The 16,101-nt window shown below is 55.6% G+C and carries 13 protein-coding genes; 3 read left to right on the top strand and 10 right to left on the bottom strand.

The features are described 5' to 3' along the window. Positions 1–659: 659 nt before the first annotated feature. Complete coding sequence (gene norW, locus ACZRJ6_RS18075; protein ID WP_463969253.1) at positions 660–1,793, bottom strand: NADH:flavorubredoxin reductase NorW; 1,134 nt, start codon at positions 1,791–1,793, stop codon at positions 660–662. Next, the gene (gene norV / locus ACZRJ6_RS18080) at positions 1,790–3,232 is read right to left on the bottom strand and encodes an anaerobic nitric oxide reductase flavorubredoxin (RefSeq protein ID WP_463969252.1); all 1,443 of its coding nucleotides are present in this window, start codon (positions 3,230–3,232) and stop codon (positions 1,790–1,792) included. Before norV ends, norW begins: the two co-directional genes overlap by 4 nt. A gap of 160 nt (positions 3,233–3,392) precedes the next feature. Between norV and norR the strand changes: the two genes are divergently transcribed. Beyond that, positions 3,393–4,916: a nitric oxide reductase transcriptional regulator NorR gene (gene norR, locus ACZRJ6_RS18085; RefSeq protein ID WP_463969251.1), complete on the top strand. Its 1,524-nt coding sequence runs from the start codon at positions 3,393–3,395 to the stop codon at positions 4,914–4,916. Between the two features lie 205 nt (positions 4,917–5,121). Here the strand turns inward: norR and ACZRJ6_RS18090 are convergent, their stop codons facing one another. Then, positions 5,122–6,324 (bottom strand): cytochrome P450, encoded by a 1,203-nt coding sequence (locus ACZRJ6_RS18090; RefSeq protein WP_463969250.1) that lies wholly within the window; start codon positions 6,322–6,324, stop codon positions 5,122–5,124. A 200-nt stretch (positions 6,325–6,524) separates the two neighbouring features. Here ACZRJ6_RS18090 and ACZRJ6_RS18095 point away from each other — a divergent pair, with 200 nt between their 5' ends. After that, positions 6,525–6,770: a hypothetical protein gene (locus ACZRJ6_RS18095; RefSeq protein WP_463969249.1), complete on the top strand. Its 246-nt coding sequence runs from the start codon at positions 6,525–6,527 to the stop codon at positions 6,768–6,770. Between the two features lie 94 nt (positions 6,771–6,864). Here ACZRJ6_RS18095 and ACZRJ6_RS18100 read toward each other — a convergent pair whose 3' ends face one another. Then, positions 6,865–7,116, bottom strand: a complete 252-nt coding sequence (locus ACZRJ6_RS18100) for a hypothetical protein (protein WP_463969248.1) — start codon at positions 7,114–7,116, stop codon at positions 6,865–6,867. A gap of 395 nt (positions 7,117–7,511) precedes the next feature. Between ACZRJ6_RS18100 and ACZRJ6_RS18105 the strand changes: the two genes are divergently transcribed. After that, positions 7,512–7,826 carry a c-type cytochrome gene (locus ACZRJ6_RS18105; RefSeq protein ID WP_463969586.1) on the top strand — a complete coding sequence of 105 codons (315 nt, stop codon included), beginning with the start codon at positions 7,512–7,514 and terminating at the stop codon, positions 7,824–7,826. A 69-nt stretch (positions 7,827–7,895) separates the two neighbouring features. Here ACZRJ6_RS18105 and ACZRJ6_RS18110 read toward each other — a convergent pair whose 3' ends face one another. The 6 genes from ACZRJ6_RS18110 to nosR form a co-directional block, all read right to left on the bottom strand. Continuing rightward, positions 7,896–8,408 (bottom strand): nitrous oxide reductase accessory protein NosL, encoded by a 513-nt coding sequence (locus tag ACZRJ6_RS18110; RefSeq protein ID WP_133102844.1) that lies wholly within the window; start codon positions 8,406–8,408, stop codon positions 7,896–7,898. Between the two features lie 24 nt (positions 8,409–8,432). After that, positions 8,433–9,263, bottom strand: a complete 831-nt coding sequence (locus ACZRJ6_RS18115; protein WP_463969247.1) for an ABC transporter permease — start codon at positions 9,261–9,263, stop codon at positions 8,433–8,435. Then, positions 9,260–10,183: an ABC transporter ATP-binding protein gene (locus ACZRJ6_RS18120; protein WP_463969246.1), complete on the bottom strand. Its 924-nt coding sequence runs from the start codon at positions 10,181–10,183 to the stop codon at positions 9,260–9,262. The genes ACZRJ6_RS18115 and ACZRJ6_RS18120 overlap by 4 nt, the downstream gene beginning before the upstream one ends. Continuing rightward, a complete protein-coding gene (locus ACZRJ6_RS18125) occupies positions 10,180–11,442 on the bottom strand; it encodes a nitrous oxide reductase family maturation protein NosD (protein ID WP_133102847.1) in 1,263 nt (420 codons plus the stop codon). The genes ACZRJ6_RS18120 and ACZRJ6_RS18125 overlap by 4 nt, the downstream gene beginning before the upstream one ends. 73 nt (positions 11,443–11,515) lie before the next feature. Next, positions 11,516–13,435, bottom strand: a complete 1,920-nt coding sequence (gene nosZ / locus ACZRJ6_RS18130; RefSeq protein WP_463969245.1) for a TAT-dependent nitrous-oxide reductase — start codon at positions 13,433–13,435, stop codon at positions 11,516–11,518. 60 nt (positions 13,436–13,495) lie between these two features. After that, positions 13,496–15,685, bottom strand: a complete 2,190-nt coding sequence (gene nosR / locus ACZRJ6_RS18135; protein ID WP_350616471.1) for a transcriptional regulator NosR — start codon at positions 15,683–15,685, stop codon at positions 13,496–13,498. Between the last annotated feature and the right edge of the window lie 416 nt (positions 15,686–16,101).

Consider the following 16,101-nt stretch of genomic DNA (forward strand, 5'->3'; position numbering starts at 1 on the left):
TGAGTCCTAAGTGTCACCGCCAATGTAAAAGTGACCCCCTGGAGGTCACTTTTTTGCTGGCGTTGACACGCACCCATCTCGGCGCTTTGATTGCCCTGAGGAGAGTGCTTGAAAACACAGTTCATTACCTTATCACACTCAACTCCATGAAAAACTCCTGGCGCTAGAAGCAGTACGGCAGCCCTCAAAACGGTGAGCAAGCCCAGACTTTTTTCACTCCCGAGCGCCTCGATAAAAGCCCTTTCACGCCTAGCGAAGAGTAATGAGCAGAGTGATACGGCCCAACTCATAAATCTGATCGAGCATGCCAATGAGAGCCACCGCGCCGCACAGAACAATGTCCGACAGCAGTCCGCCAAGGAGAAAACAGCACTTCGAGGCGAGAGAGGCAGAAGTCAGCCCGCTATAAAATGCAGCTGGACATCACCACGAAGTACCTAATCAGCCATACCTCTCTACAGTGCTACTTTGACAAAAGTCGCTCGGGCCTAGAAAAACTGCGCGAAACAGATATCAGCTTCCCCCGCCCAATCAAATTCGGGCAGAGCAAACAGACTGAAATATATTTTGTCGTCGCAGAGGTGGAGGCCTGGTTGGAGAGGCAAATTTTCGAACGAGATGAGGAAGCGCTAGATCCGGGTGAGCACTGCCAATTTGATTTACAACGAGAGTTGCCGTAGTAATGTAAAGGCCTGCTTCATTTGGTCCTCACTGACGACGAACGCCCGTAGCTGCCCTGCCATGTCCAGCCCTTTGGCTACCAGCCCCTGTGACTCAAGGCTGATCTGCCATTGTAAGTCCTTCCGGTTGGTTTCTCCGGCCAGGTGCATCGGCATTTCCGGGGTCTTGATCTTCACCAGCATCGCCGGGAACTTCACTTGCTCATCGCCACCCAGCACATTACGCGCCAGGGTCATGGCGCTTAACTGAATGGGTTGCAGAAACGGCAGCAGCTTGCCTTGGATTTGCGCGCAATCGCCAACGGCAAATATGTGTGGGTCAGCGGTGCACATGCGGTCATCAACTTCAATGCCACGATCAACCCGTAGGCCAGCCTGCGCCGCTAACCTCGTATCAGGTTTCAATCCGATTGAGGCAATGATCACATCGGTGGAGATTTGCCGACCATTGGACAAAGTCGCCAACAGGCTATCGCCTTTCTTTTCAATGGATTCCAAAGCCTGGTTGAACACCATTTCCACCCCCATCTGGCATAACCGATGCTGCAAGCGGCTACTCACCTCAACAGGCAGCAACGATGCCAGCAGGCTGTAGGACTTATCCATCAGTACCACCTGCTTTCCGGCACGATTGACATCCATTGCCAGTTCACTGCCAATCAAGCCGGCTCCGAGGATCAGTACGCGCTGTGCAGCTCGCAGTGCATGTTGTGCATGACGGTATTCCTGCTGACTGTTCAAAGTCACCATCCACTCCCGTCCGGGAATCGGCGGAACGATGGCTTGCGCACCCGTGGCAAGAATCAGTTTGTCATAGCTGAATGCCTCACTGCCGGCGCTGATACGCTTGTTTTCGCGATCAATTGCAGTCAGTTGGCAACCAGCATTCAGGGTTAACCGATACATCTCGGCAAACTCCGCCGCAGACTGACGAGTCATGTCGTCCGCTGTCTGATTGAGACTGATGACGTGACTCAGGTCGGGCTTGTTGTACTCATCGCAACTGTCTGCAGCGATCAACCGAATGGGCACCGCTGCATCGAGCCTGCGCAAGTTCTTGACCACCTGACGAGCCGCGAAGCCGGAGCCCACAATGACGATTTCCTTGTTCATTTCGCCTCCGAAGCAAGCTCATCGAATACCGATTTACCCAGTGAACATTCAGGACACAGGAAGTAATCAGGCACATCACACCAGGCCGTACCGGCCTGTACATCCTGCATCGGCTCCCCGATCGCCGGGTCGTAAATCCATTGGCAGACACTGCACTGCATGCGCGGGCCGTTGTCCGCGACTGGTTCTGCCTGGGCAGTTGCGGTGGCTGCAGGTCGTGCGACTTGTGCGTCCGTCGATGGATGCAGCGCCCATTGCCGAGCGATTTCGCGGCCATGAGCTCGGCAAACCTCAAGCGAGTCACCGTCTGGCCGCCACTTGGCTTTGAGCGCCAATGTGGTTTCAAAACCAGCGTCCATCAAGCGCGTCTGGATACGGTCTACCGCCCCGCCATTCCAGCCGTAACTGCCAAACGCCGAAGCCTTTTTGTTGCGAAAACGCAGCCCGGTTATTTCCTCCAGCAGGGCGGCGACTTTCGGCATCATGACGTTGTTCATGGTGGACGAGCCCACCAGAACACCTTTTGAGCGGAACACGTTGGTCAGAATTTCATTCTTGTCGTGACGCGCGACGTTGAAAATCTTCACCGCCACACCCGGATCTACTTCGTGAATGCCTTGTGCGATGGCATCGGCCATCATGCGGGTGTTGTTCGACATGGTGTCGTAAAACAGTGTGATGCGGTCCTCCTGATAGTCCGCCGCCCATTCCAGATAGCGGTGCACAATCTGCGTCGGATTATCACGCCACACCACGCCATGAGCGGTGGCAATCATATCGACCGGCAGATTGAAACCGAGGATCTCGGTAATCTTCGGAATGACCAGACGACTGAATGGCGTGAGGATGTTGGCGTAGTAGCGTTGGCACTGATCGAACAGTTCGTTTTGATCCACTTCATCATTAAACAGGTGTTCGTCGCAGTAATGTTGGCCAAAGGCGTCGTTACTGAACAGTACGGCATCGCCGCTCATGTACGTCATCATGCTGTCTGGCCAATGCAGCATCGGGGTTTCCACGAAAACCAACTGTTTGCCATTGCCGACATCCAGGGTGTCGCCGGTATATACAACGTGGAAATTCCACTCTGGATGATGGTGATGACCGTTGATCGAGTCCACGCCATTGGCGGTGCAATAGATCGGCGTATTCGGGATCAGCGACATCAACTCTGTCAGCGCCCCTGCATGGTCCTCTTCGGCATGATTGATGACGATATAGTCCAACGTGTTCAGGTCGATTTCCATCACCAAGTTCTTTATGAACTCCCGGCTGAACCTGTGATCAACCGTATCAATGAGTACGGTCTTTTCTTCACGGATCAGGTAGCTGTTGTAACTGCTACCTTTGTGGCATTTGTATTCTGTGCCATGAAAGTCCCGCACTTCCCAATCGCGCTGACCGACCCAATGAATGTTGTTCTTGACGTGAATTGACATGACCTACCTCGGTATAGAAATGATGTTCTACACCGAAGATGGCAATGTTTATGCCAGATCATAAGCTGTTGATAAAAAAGGATAAATAAAACAACGATTGTCAATATGACATTGCCCGATTATTGTCTTTATGACTAATTCATTGTCAAAGTGACAAAATATGAGTCTCTCCGTTGAATCCCTGGCACGCATCGCTATTCAGTTGCAGAGCGGCATTTCCCATCAGGACCGATTTCAACGTTTAATCAATACCTTGCGCCAATTGCTGGGTTGCGACGCTTCTGCCTTGTTGCGTTATGAACAGCGACAGTTCCGTCCGCTGGCGATTGACGGCCTGGCACCGGATGTTCTGGGGCGTCGCTTCAGCCTTGATGCACATCCGCGACTGGAAGCCATTGCCCGCGCCGGTGACGTGGTGCGCTTTCCGGCAGATAGTCATTTGCCTGATCCCTATGACGGACTGATACCGAACCGGCAGGACCTCAAAGTGCATGCCTGTATCGGATTACCGTTGTTCGCGGACCAGACACTGATTGGTGCGCTGACGATCGATGGCATGGACCCGGCACAGTTTGATCACTTCAGCGACGAAGAGCTGCGACTGGTGGGAGCCCTCGCTTCTGCTGCCTTGACCAATGCATTGCTGGTGGAGCAACTGGAAAGTCAGACCATTACTCCTCTCTCCATCAGTAATATCCCGGCGGGCAAACCCGGCACCGAAATGGTCGGGCTCAGCGAAGTCATGCGACAGTTGAAAAGAGAGATCGAAATGGTGGCAGGTTCCGACCTGAACGTCTTGATCACTGGAGAAACCGGAGTCGGCAAGGAACTGGTCGCCAAGGCCATACATGAAGGTTCATCACGCGCCGGTCAGTCTGTAGTCTATCTGAACTGCGCAGCGCTGCCGGAATCAGTGGCTGAGAGTGAGTTGTTCGGCCATGTCAAAGGGGCTTTTACCGGCGCTATCCATCATCGCACCGGCAAATTCGAAATGGCTGATAACGGCACACTGTTTCTCGACGAAATCGGTGAACTGTCACTGAGTCTGCAAGCGAAACTGTTGCGGGTACTGCAATACGGCGACCTGCAACGGGTCGGTGACGATAACGTCTTGCGGGTCAACGTACGGGTGCTTGCCGCGACCAATCGTGATCTGAAGCAGGAGGTGTTAGACAATCGGTTCCGTGCAGACCTGTTCCACCGTTTAAGCGTATTCCCGATTCATGTACCACCACTGCGTGAGCGAGGGCAGGACATCACATTGCTAGCGGGTTTTTTCTGCGAGAAGAGCAGGGAACGCATGGGATTGAAACGGGTGGCTCTGGCTGCCAACTGTCTATCGTTGCTCAAGCAGTATACGTGGCCAGGAAACGTTCGCGAACTGGAGCATGCTGTTTATCGAGCGACAATCATTGCTCGTGCGACCCAGCAAAGTGACGAGCTGCTGCTTGAAGCACAGCATTTCAATCAAGTACCCGAGCAGATGGATACGCCGCCTGTTGCTCTGGATGTTCCTTCCCTCGGCGTTGACCAGGGTCTGCGGGATGCGACGGATGACTTCCAGCGTCAGTTGATTGACAACACGCTGAATAATTGCGCAAGGAAATGGTCTGCCTGTGCTCGAATGCTGGATATGGACGTAGCCAACCTGCACCGACTGGCGAAGCGGCTTGGTTTGAAATAACACTCACGGCCGATCAAGGCTCAATTCAGCCAGAACCAAGCATTGATCGACTGACCTATTGTAAGTCACTCAAGGCCGCTATCGACACCGGCGTTGCGAAGCTGCATTACCCGACGCAGCGCCCGCTCTAAACTGACGTCAATCATGCTGACCCACATGTTGGTCTCGCCGCCAAGCCGTCCAGTATAAAAGGCCTGTCCCGGGATCATCGGATCTCAGGGGTCAGGCAGGTTCCCAAAGCTTGGGAAGACGGTTTTTGAATCCGCAGGGGTAGAGAAGAAAACCCGCTGGCAGGGAAAAACGCGTTCACTGGTTCCTTATCCGGCGCCAGTATAATCCGGCTGGTGCGTCCAAGCAGTTCTTCCATCACGATCCGTAGCTCCAGTCTGGCAAGCGGTGCACCGGGGCAGGCATGAATGCCGGCACCATAGAGCAGGTTCAGCTCGGGATCGCGATCGAGGCGCAATTCATCGGAATCTCCAAAGACCGCTTCGTCCCGATTGGCGGACGCCCAGTTGAGGGCGATACGCGAACCCTTCGCCAGCGTGCGCCCGCCCAGCGAGACCTGTTTCGTAGTTACCCGACGGTTCATGATCAGTGGTGCATGAATACGCAGTATTTCATCAATGGCGGCAGGTAACAGCGCGGGTTGTTCGCGCAATTTCTGCTGCCACCCGGAGTTGATGGCCAGATAATGCGCGAGAATGCCGACTGAGGCGGAAATGGTTCCGAGTTCACCGACCGTCCAGTTACGTAAAATGCTGACGATCTCGTCGTCTGTCAGGGGCCTTCCCAAGGACTGATCGCGTAACAAAATGGTCGTGATGTCGTTCGGCGCAGCAGCGCCGGCTGTACGGCGCACGTCCAGCAGATCCTTGATGTAACCGTCAAACTCGAGGGCCACGGCACTCAGGGCGGCGTCGTCTCTGGACAGGGTGGCCGAGTGATTCTTCAGCGTCCACAGGCGCAGCGGTTCATGAAGATCCGCCGGCCAGCCCAGCCAGGCACACTGGATCTGCAACGCAAAGATCTGAGCAAATTCGCCTATCAGTTCTGAAGGGCCTTCATCCGGTAACGCCCTCACCAGACGAACCGCTATGTCACGGCACGCCGGGGCAAAGGCATCCATATGTTCCGGGCTGAAATAAGGTTCTATGAGGTTCCGGTACACCGTATGCACGGGCGGATCCATTCCATTGGGGACCGAGGGGAAACGCGAGACGGCATTACTGAAGGTCTCATGATCCTTAAGTACGCGCAGCACATCCTCATGCCTGAATAATGACGTATAGCCATATTGACTGTATGCGACCGGGCAACGGTGGCGCATGTCGTCGTAGGCTGTCGTCTGATCCTTTAATACGGCTTCAGACCTGGGATCCCAATCAGGTAGCGATTTCTTGTCCATCGTTTACTCCATAAACCCGTCCCGCTGAATCCGGAAACATGGTAGCAAGGTTTGTCGACCTACCCGTACTGGGTCCGGATATGTCGGAAAAGCCCGCTAGACTGAAACAGTGCACGACGTCCACTATGTCGGCATCATCAGGGTGAAGTCTGTACGAGAGTGTAGGGAAAGTCGGGCCACTAGCTGACCTGGGAGACGTGATGAGTAAGCTTCAGCAGTGGTTAAACTCGCAGGGCAGCACTGCACTGTGGGTGGTGTTCTGGCTCTACGGCGTAGTGCTCAGCAATGCTGTATGGCGCAATGCGGATAATGTCTGTGACCCCATCTACGGTCAGATCGCTCGTTTCCTCACGGTGGCCTGGTCAATCAACGCGGTATTGGTTTCGGGGTTTCTCTTCCTGGGCCATCTGAATGCTATTGCCTTCCCCCTGCTGCTCCCTTTTTAAACCCAAATAACCAGGGCCCTCAATGTGGGACTTGAACGTTAAAGCCCTGACTATTTGCCTTCTCGATCTGGTCAAGCCTCAGCAAACCCCTCAGCTATTGCGTCGAAAACAGCGGCAGGCGCGCAATGTCAGCCTGGGCGATTTCAATCTCGAGAATGGCATCCCGGGCGTGATCGGCCTTTACCCAAGTCATTGCGGAGTCACCGATTATCGCGCCAATTGATTGCCTGCATAGTTGATCAATATCAAGGCAAGGATGAAAAACGTCTTTTCGAGAAGCGATTTTTAATTTAAACACCGCGGACATATTGCAGAGCGTACACAAGGCTTTGCTGACGTCCAACATATCCTTCCCGCCATACTTTAAACTCAATATATTTTAGTGACTTACGCAACACCAACTTAAAGGAGCGATTATCAAGGTAAATCACCAGCACTCAACTCCGGTAGTTACGAATACGACACACTTAGCGCGCAACAATTAATTATCCACTGGCGACAATTAACCACACGTATTCCAATACATCCTGATAAAATTGAACGATTGCTCAAGATGGCAAATCTAATAAAGGTGTAAAGAGCGTTTTTACACCACTCGGCTCCCCGCCGACAATCATCAACACCTGAAGAAATGAGTTTGTATTGCCGAAAAACTCACCCTAATAATAATCAATGCGATGCCTTTTGAACAAACCGGAAGCGGGTCGTTTCGAATCTGCTTCTTTGTCTGAGGAGACACTGATGAAAAGTATTCTTGTTCCACTGCTGGCCCTGGGTGCCGCGCTGACTTTGCAATCAGCTCAAGCCGTTGATGGCGAGACGCTCTTCAAGAGCAAAACCTGCGTTGCCTGCCATATGATCGACGCCAAAATGGTCGGTCCAGGTTACAAGGAAGTGGCGGCCAAATACGCCGGCCAGGCCGACGCATCGACAACCCTGGTCAAGAGCATCAAAGAAGGCAGTACGGGCAAATGGGGGCCGATAGCAATGCCAGCCAACCAGGTGACCGACGAAGAAGCGAAGACCCTGGCCGACTGGATCCTGACGCTGAAGTAAGAGTGCCCCAGTAAAAAAAACCACATCGCAGAAGCGAGCCCGCTCTCTTCTGCGAAACGGGCCGCTCGGCTACATCGTCGGGGTTTGCTGTAATAGCGCCAAATCGATTTCATCAAAACGCAACACCCTGCCCCCCTGCTCGCTGGCCAGTTTGCGTGCGGTAGCCTCCTCGGAAAATGACGCCAGAACGACACCCATGGAACCTTTAAGCGAGGTGCCGGCGACATAGTAGGCTTTGGTCGCATCAATCAGATAATGGTCGTCGGGTTTCTCCCAAGTACTTTTCCCCATGTCGTGCACATATAATTTCGCTTCAGTGTGGTGATTCTCCGGTTGAAGCCACCATCCGAGCATTTCCGCAGTGGAGCAGAATTTCTTGACCGTGCCTTTTTCCACGACCTGACCTTTGGGGCCCGGAAAGTCGGCGATGACCATCCCGCAGACATGACACTCGTCACTCTGATGGAAGGCCACGGGCCCAAGGGTTTGCTTTTCCTCTGCGCGATCGTTGCACGCCGCCAATCCCAAACAGGTAATGATGACGACCAGGACACGGGCCCCGGCCAGGTACAGAGTGTTCATATCAATTGTCCCGAGCGTAAAAAATCAAGTCAGTCGACGGCGAAACATCCAAAAAGCCAACAGCAACGAAACGCCTACCCAGAGCAGCAGACAGAGCCATAGCAACGAAGTCGGCACGGGTAAATCGCTGCTCAACGCCATAAGGCCGACGGCATTGCCGCTGCCCTCGAAACCGGAGAGATTGATCAAGCGGTAGACGTCGGTCGGGTTGAGCAGCAGCAACCACGGCAATAAATCCGGGTTGAACGTGCCTTTGCTGAGCACCAGCAACGCCAGCAGCGCCAGATCGAATACCAGCACGAAGAGAAACCACACGCCCAAGGCCATTCCGGCTGCGCTGGATTTTTCGCTGGCCTTGCTGCTCAGCACGTAAGCCAGCGCCAGAAACACCCAGCCCAGTAGCGTGGAAGACACCATGAAGCGGCCAAACGCCCAGAGCAGCATTCCCAAATCAACATCATCGACCAGCAAGGCAATGGCCACGGCGGCACAGCCAAATCCGATCAGCGTGGCCAGCGCCAGGATCAGACCGTGACCCACAAACTTGCCCAACAGGATTTGTCCACGCCCCAAGGGGTAGGTCAGCAACAGCATCAGCGTTCCGCCCTCGTCCTCGCCGACGATCGCGTCATAGGCCAACAGCAAGGCAATCAGCGGCATCAGGAACGTCGCCAGGCTGGCGAGGCTGGCGATGGTGGCCGGAATGGAAGTGAAGCCCACTTGCCCGGACGCCGCCGCGCCGAGCCAGGCGATACCCACCGCCAGAATGGCGAATAACAGACTGATTGCCAGCAGCCAGCGATTGCGCAGCCCGTCGCTGAACTCCTTACCGGCGATACTCCAGATCTGCATCATGGCTGGGTGCCTTCTGTGCCGGTGGTCGCACGACTCATGTAGTAGCCGTAGAGGTCTTCGAGGGACGGTTGCAGTATCTCGATGTCCTGCGGTTGATCCTCGTGGAACAACTGGCGCAGCAGATCAACTTTGTGGCCATTGACAGCCATCACCTCGACCCCGTTGCCGCCCATGGCCGTAGCGATGTGCCCGGCGGCATTCCAGCGCTGCAACCATTGCTCGCGTCGGCAAAGACCACTGGCCCGGATCCGCGCCGGCAAGTCGGCGTCTTCACGCAGCCTGGACAGACTTCCGATCGCCTGTAAGCAGCCATTGGCCAGGATGGCCGCACGGTTGATATGCGCTTCGACGCCTGCCAGCACATGGGAGCAAAGGATGATACTCGCGCCCTGTTGGCGCAGACGGTCGATCAACAGGTAAAGATCCTGGGTAGCGATCGGGTCCAGCCCCACCGTCGGTTCGTCCAACAGCAACAGGCGCGGCTCGCCGAGCACCGCCTGAGCCAGGCCCAGACGCTGGCGCATGCCCTTGGAATAGGTTTTCACCCGACGGTCTGCGGCCCCCGCAAGCCCGACCTGCTCGAGCAACTCGTCCACTTGCGTCAGGGCGGCTCCTTTGAGACGGGCGAAATACCGAAGGGTTTCGCGGCCACTGAGTTGCGGGTAGAACGTCACGTTTTCCGGCAGGTAACCGAGTTGGCGTCGCACGTCGGCTTGTGCGGGTCGGCAGCCGAGTACATGCACCTGGCCGGCGCTGGCCTTGAGCAGGCCAAGGATCAATTTCATCACCGTGGTCTTGCCCGCACCGTTGTGGCCAAACAAGCCCAGCACCTCGCCTTCACCCAGACTCAGGGTCAGATCGTGCAGCACGGTCATGCTGCCGTAACGCTGGCTGACCCCTTCGATCTCGACGGCGTTCATAAGGTCGGCCGCTGTGTTTGGGGCATCGTCGGAAGGTTCATCAGCGGGAAACTGTCTTTGACCCCCGGCGATTTCGTCACGGGGAAACTGCTCTGAACCCAACGCAGTAATTGAATACTCGGGCTATTCATCAATAGACGGACCTGCGGGTACAGCCACAGCAGGCGGTCGACGTTGTCGTTGGGTTCGTAGATCACGTCGCCCACCGCATCGTTATTGCGATCCCAACCCAGGTAATCGCTCCAATAATTGCCCTGCCCCTCGGCCGACCATTCCTGCAAGCGGGTGGCGACGTATTTGACTTGCTGCTGATTGTCGACGAAGGCGTTGCTGGCGATCCGGTTGTCTTCGGAGCCTGCAGTGAGGTGAATGCCCACGGCACTGCGCTCGAAGTGGTTGTGTTCGATGACATTGAACAGCGAGTTGTAGATAAACAGCGCCTTGCCCTCGGCACCGCTGACCATACCGCCATCGGCGGAGCCGCTGCGCACGTCGCTGACGAAGTTGTCGCGCAGCTCGGAATAGGTGATGTAGTTCATCAGGATGCCATAGCTCTCGTCCTGCTCGGAACGGTTGCCAATCACCGTCAGCTTGCGGCTCTGCATCAAGGCATAGCCGGTGCGTGTCCGGCGGGTGGTGTTGCCGAGCAACTGGTTGTCGTTGGCGTACATGTAGTGCACGCCATAGCGCAGGTCTTCCAAAGTATTGCCCTGCAGCAGGTTGCCGTTCGAGGTGTCGATGTAGATCCCGTCGCGGGTCTGTCGCACGTGATTACCGATCACCTTGGCGCCGTGCACGGCATACAGATGAATCCCATTGCCGCGATCCTGGGAGCGAATGCTCGGGTCGCCTTCGATATCGTTGTCAATCAGGCTGACGTCGTGGGTGCTGTCCACCCAGATGCCGAAGCCTGGTCCTTTCATGCGGTTGTTGCGTATCACCGCACCCCGGGCTTTGGGACCGATGAAAATCGCTGAGTTCATGGCCGTCATGTCGCGCCCCCAGTCGAGCAATGTGCAGCCCTCGATCCGCACGTCGGGAGCGCTGATGAACACAGCGTTGCCCTGCCCCTGCGCATTGATGACCGCACCTTTCTCGCAATCGATCTGCATCGGCTGATCGATAGTGAACTGCCCCGGGTACTCTCCGGCCGGCAACTTCCAGTGGTGATCGCTATCGGGTTGCAGGGGCAGCTCGGTGATGGGCCGTGGCGACGCCTGGGCAAATGCCGATAGAAACACCAACACCAAAAGTGCCATGCCGTGTAATGAGTCATTTGTCAGGGGTTTGAACACTGCGTTTACCTTTTTGCGGCCCTGATGCGACCAGCCCTCAAGCCTTCTCGACCAGCATCCGGCCGACCATTTCCATGTGCAGCGCATGGCAGAACCAGCTGCAGTAATACCAGTGCAACCCCGGCTTGTCGGCGACGAAGGTGATCGAGGATGTCTGCTGTGGGCTGATCTCCATGCTCACACCGTGGTTGGTCATGACGAAGCCGTGACTCACGTCTTCCACCTTATCGATGTTGGTGATGGTCACGGTGACCTCATCACCCTGCTTGACGGTGAACTCAGTGACACCGTAGACCGGGGCCATCGAGGTCATGTAGACGCGCACTTTCTTGCCGTCGTGGATGACCTTGTTGTCGGTCTCCAGCTTGATCCCGTCTTTGGCGGCGATCGCCACGGTCTCGGCGAAAAACGGGTCGTCACGGTCCCAGATCTTTTTGGTCCGGATCTGGTCACGACGGGCCATGACGCAATCGTGGGGTTCGGCAAAGGCCGGGCCGTCATGCACCAGTTTCATCTCGTCGCCGGAAATATCGATCAACTGGTCGTTCTCCGGGTGCAGCGGACCGGTCGACAGGAAGCGGTCCTTGGAAAACTTGCTGAGCACCACCAGCCACTGGCCGTCGGCTTCACTGGTTTCGGTCAGCGAGGCATGGTTGTGGCCCGGCTGATAGTGCACGTCGAGTTTCTGCTTGATGCAGTTGACCTTCTCGCCGCCGTAGGCGCGAACGGCTTCATCGATGTTCCACTTCACCACCTGGCTGTCGATGAACAGTGTGGTGTAGGCGTGACCGCGGCCGTCGTAGGTGGTGTGAAGCGGCCCGAGCCCCAGTTCCGGCTCGCCGACCACCACGTCGCGCGGGTCCTTGAATTTGTCGTCGAACAGATCATCCAGTTTGGCGGTGGCTATGATCGTGCAGGTCGGTGAGAGTTTGCCAGCGGCAATGAAGTACTTGCCATCGGGCGTCATATTGATCCCGTGAGGGTTCTTCGGCACCGGGATATAGCGCGTGAAATCGCTGTCCTTGCCCTCAGTTCTACGACCATCGACCACCGGTGACTTGGCGTCACCCAGGGTGATGAAATTGCCGGCCTTGATCGCCGCTTCGATGCGCGGGATGTTAAACACCACCACCCAGTCGCGCTCGTTACGCATCATGCCGCCCAGGTCGTAGGCCTTCTCGGAGTTGTAGCAGGTCGACGCTGCGTACTTGCCGGTGTAGTCGGCGTCGGTGTTATCGAGGTTGCCCTCGACGATCACCTGAAAGGCCATCTCCATTTTTTCGGCATCAATGACGTTGAACATGGTGTAGCTGTTCTTGTCCTGCAGGTCGAAGGTGCTGCCGTCATTGGGGTGCGGAATGACAAACTCGGAATTGGCAAACACGTATTTGGTGTGCGGCATTTTCTGCAGGCGCAACCCATGAATGGTCTGCACGTTCGGCACGGTGAGCATCTTGTCGCACTTCATGATGTCCAGACGGATACGCGCAACGCGGCTGTTGGCCTTGTCATTGATGAACAGGTACTTGCCGTCGTACTTGCCGTCGGTCATGGACAAATGCGGGTGGTGGCAGTCGCCATTCTGGAAGTGGGCGCTGTCGCCCATGACCCGTTTGCTTTCGTTGGTCAGGCCCCAGCCGGTAGCGGAATCGACGTTGAACACCGGGATGCGCAACAACTCACGCATGGATGGAACGCCCATGATCCGCACTTCACCCTGATGGCCGCCGCTCCAGAAACCGTAATACTGATCCAGCTCGCCCGGCCCTACATGAATTTTTGACTGCGCGTCCTTGGCCGCCGCGGCCCAGGACTCACGAGTGAATACCGCGCTACCCAACGCCGTGCCACCCGCCAGCGCGGCACCTGTCAGGGCTGAGACGCCAAGAAAACCGCGCCGGTTAAGGCCAGCGCCAATCACTGGTTCATGATCGTTTTTCGACTTTTTATCGCTCATGGGTTTTGCTCCATCGGGGGCAGATATGAGAAAGCTCGGTCAATCGATGCGTGTTCCGGGTCAGGGTTCGAACACTTGCACCACCGGAATCAACTCGGCGTGCTCTGGCACGGGTGCTGGCTTGTCCCGCGTCTTACGCTTGTTCTTGAGCACCAGCGGCGGGCATTTGTTTTCGTTGTGGTAGGTCATCTGGCAATCGAGGCAGTAATGGCACTCGTTGCCGTTGATGTGACCATCCGGGTGGATCGCCTGGATCTCACATTCCTTGGCGCACAGCTGGCAGGGGGTGCCGCATTCTTTCCGGCGTTTGAGCCAGTCGAACAGACGCAGCTTGCTGGGGATAGCCAGCGCGGCACCCAACGGGCAGACGTAGCGGCAATAGACTTTGCGCGTGAAGATGTTGATGACCAGCAACGCCACCGCATAGGCCACGAACCACCACTGGCGATCGAACTTGAGGGTGATGGCGGTCTTGAAGGGTTCCACTTCGGCAAATTGCTCGGCGGTAGTCATCGACTCAAGCGAGATGCCGAACAGCACCAGCAGAATGATGTACTTCACGGCCCACAAGCGTTCATGCAATGCGAAGGGTAATTCAAATTGCGGAACCTTGAGTTTGCGCGAGGCTTCGTTGATCAGTTCCTGCAAGGCACCGAAGGGGCACAACCAGCCGCAGAACACGCCTCGCCCCCAGAGCAGAATGCTGGCGGCGGTAAAGGTCCAGAGGATGAAAACAATCGGGTCGGTGAGAAACAGTTCCCAGCGAAAGTTTTCAAACAGGGCATGGGCGAAGGTCAGGACATTGACCACCGAAATCTGCCCCAGGGCGTACCAGCCGATGAACACCACGGTGAAGACCAAATAGACGCGACGCAGCCAATGGAGGAAACGCGGGTATTGGGTGAAAGTGTCCTGCAGGAACAAGATCACCATCAACACAGCAAGGGCCGTGCAAAGGATCCCGATCTGAAACGCTTTCTGGTACCAGATGTTGACCCACGTCGGTCTGTTGGCAACCTCGATGGCGGCCAGTTCTTCGGCGCTGGGCGGTGGACGCAAAAGGTATGGCTCGGGCAACTGGTAAGACAGCTCGAAGCTACTGAACACACCGCTCACAGCGCCGATCTGGCGACGCACCAGTAACTCCAGGGACCAGGGCGATCCTGGGTCGAACCGGGCCGGCTCGCGCACAATGAAAATCGACATTTCGGTGAATTCCGGCATGCCCTTGGCAAAGACATCGGAGAGCCGCTGATGGTCCATGTCGCGGAAGCTGATGATGTTGCCGAACTGGCGTAATTGCACCCGATCGAAGATCCCGCCGCGCACATACCCCGAGCCTTTATAGGAATACAGGCCGCGCCCCAGCACCGCGATGGCCTGCTCGCCGGGCTTGAGATCTTGCATGAGGAAACGGTATTGATTGTCGCCCAGCAGCGCGCGGCCGATGGTCGGCGGGTTCAAGTCGGCGGTGTAGAGCTCGATAAAGGTCTCATCAACCTGATCGGCGCTGGCGTTGTCGACGCCTTCGGCTTCGGTGCCCTTGAAGGCAGCGTCGACCTGGCCACGGGTCAGGTTCAAGCGGCGGATGGCGCCGTTGCCCGTCAGTTGCTCCCAGGTGGCGGGTTCGTAAAAGTCCTGGCGCACGGTGGCGGGCTTCTGTGTTGCGCCACCCTTGTCCTCAATAAGCTTCAGCGATACGGCCACCTTGTGCGCAGCGCGCATGATGATCTCATTGACCACCATGACGGTGACCGTCGCTCCAGAGATCCCATCGACTGTCACCGCCTCTGGATCACTGGAGTGACCGACGACCACCCTTCGGTCGGCTTTGATCCCTTTGTATTTGGCATCAAAGGCATGAAGCTTTTCCACGGGAATGCCGATCAGCAGAATCGGCTCATGGTGTTCCAGCACGTAGGCATCCTGGATGACACCGTGGGTATCGAGGATGACCTGCATGTTAATCGGCTTGCCCGAGTAGGCTGGAATATCCACCACGTCCTGACTCTGGAACACATAACCAAGCACCTCTTTGCCGGTGCCGATGGTGCGAACCTTGAACTCGCCTGTCGGCTCGGAAAGCTTATCACTGCCAGGAAATATGGCGTCTACACGCTGCTGCTCGAGCCCGCCGTAGTCCTTCGCCTGTAATCCGGAAAACCCACCTAACACCAGGCACAACAAAATGATCAGCCCATATTTTAATGGACGCCGGACACCGGGCAGTGAGAACTTGGAAGCACGCATGCGTTCGCTGAGCGATCGACCTCTGACGAATGACCCGCCGAGTAACGATTATGCTCCATCGCCTCTTAATTAGGATTATGTAATCAACACTCCCCCTTACTCACGGACATTGCAAATCATATTCTATAAGCGGGTCAAAACAACTTTCAGCACCAATGGTTCAATTTTTATTTAAGGAAGGAAGGCCATCCAGTAGACAAATAATCATCTTCAAATAGGTCGGCATATTTTTAGTCATTCCACATGTCTGATTTTCATCGCGTTTTCGTCTAAAATACAGACCTGAATAAATTATTTTCTTGACTATAAACTGGAATTTCCGAATCCCCCCCCTTGCGAATACAATTTCAGGCGAAGGACCATCAATCGATGGTGAAGCGCTTGACCCTTCGCCTAAGCGTTCTAGTAGAAAGTAA

This window comes from Pseudomonas sp. C321 (assembly GCF_055407105.1).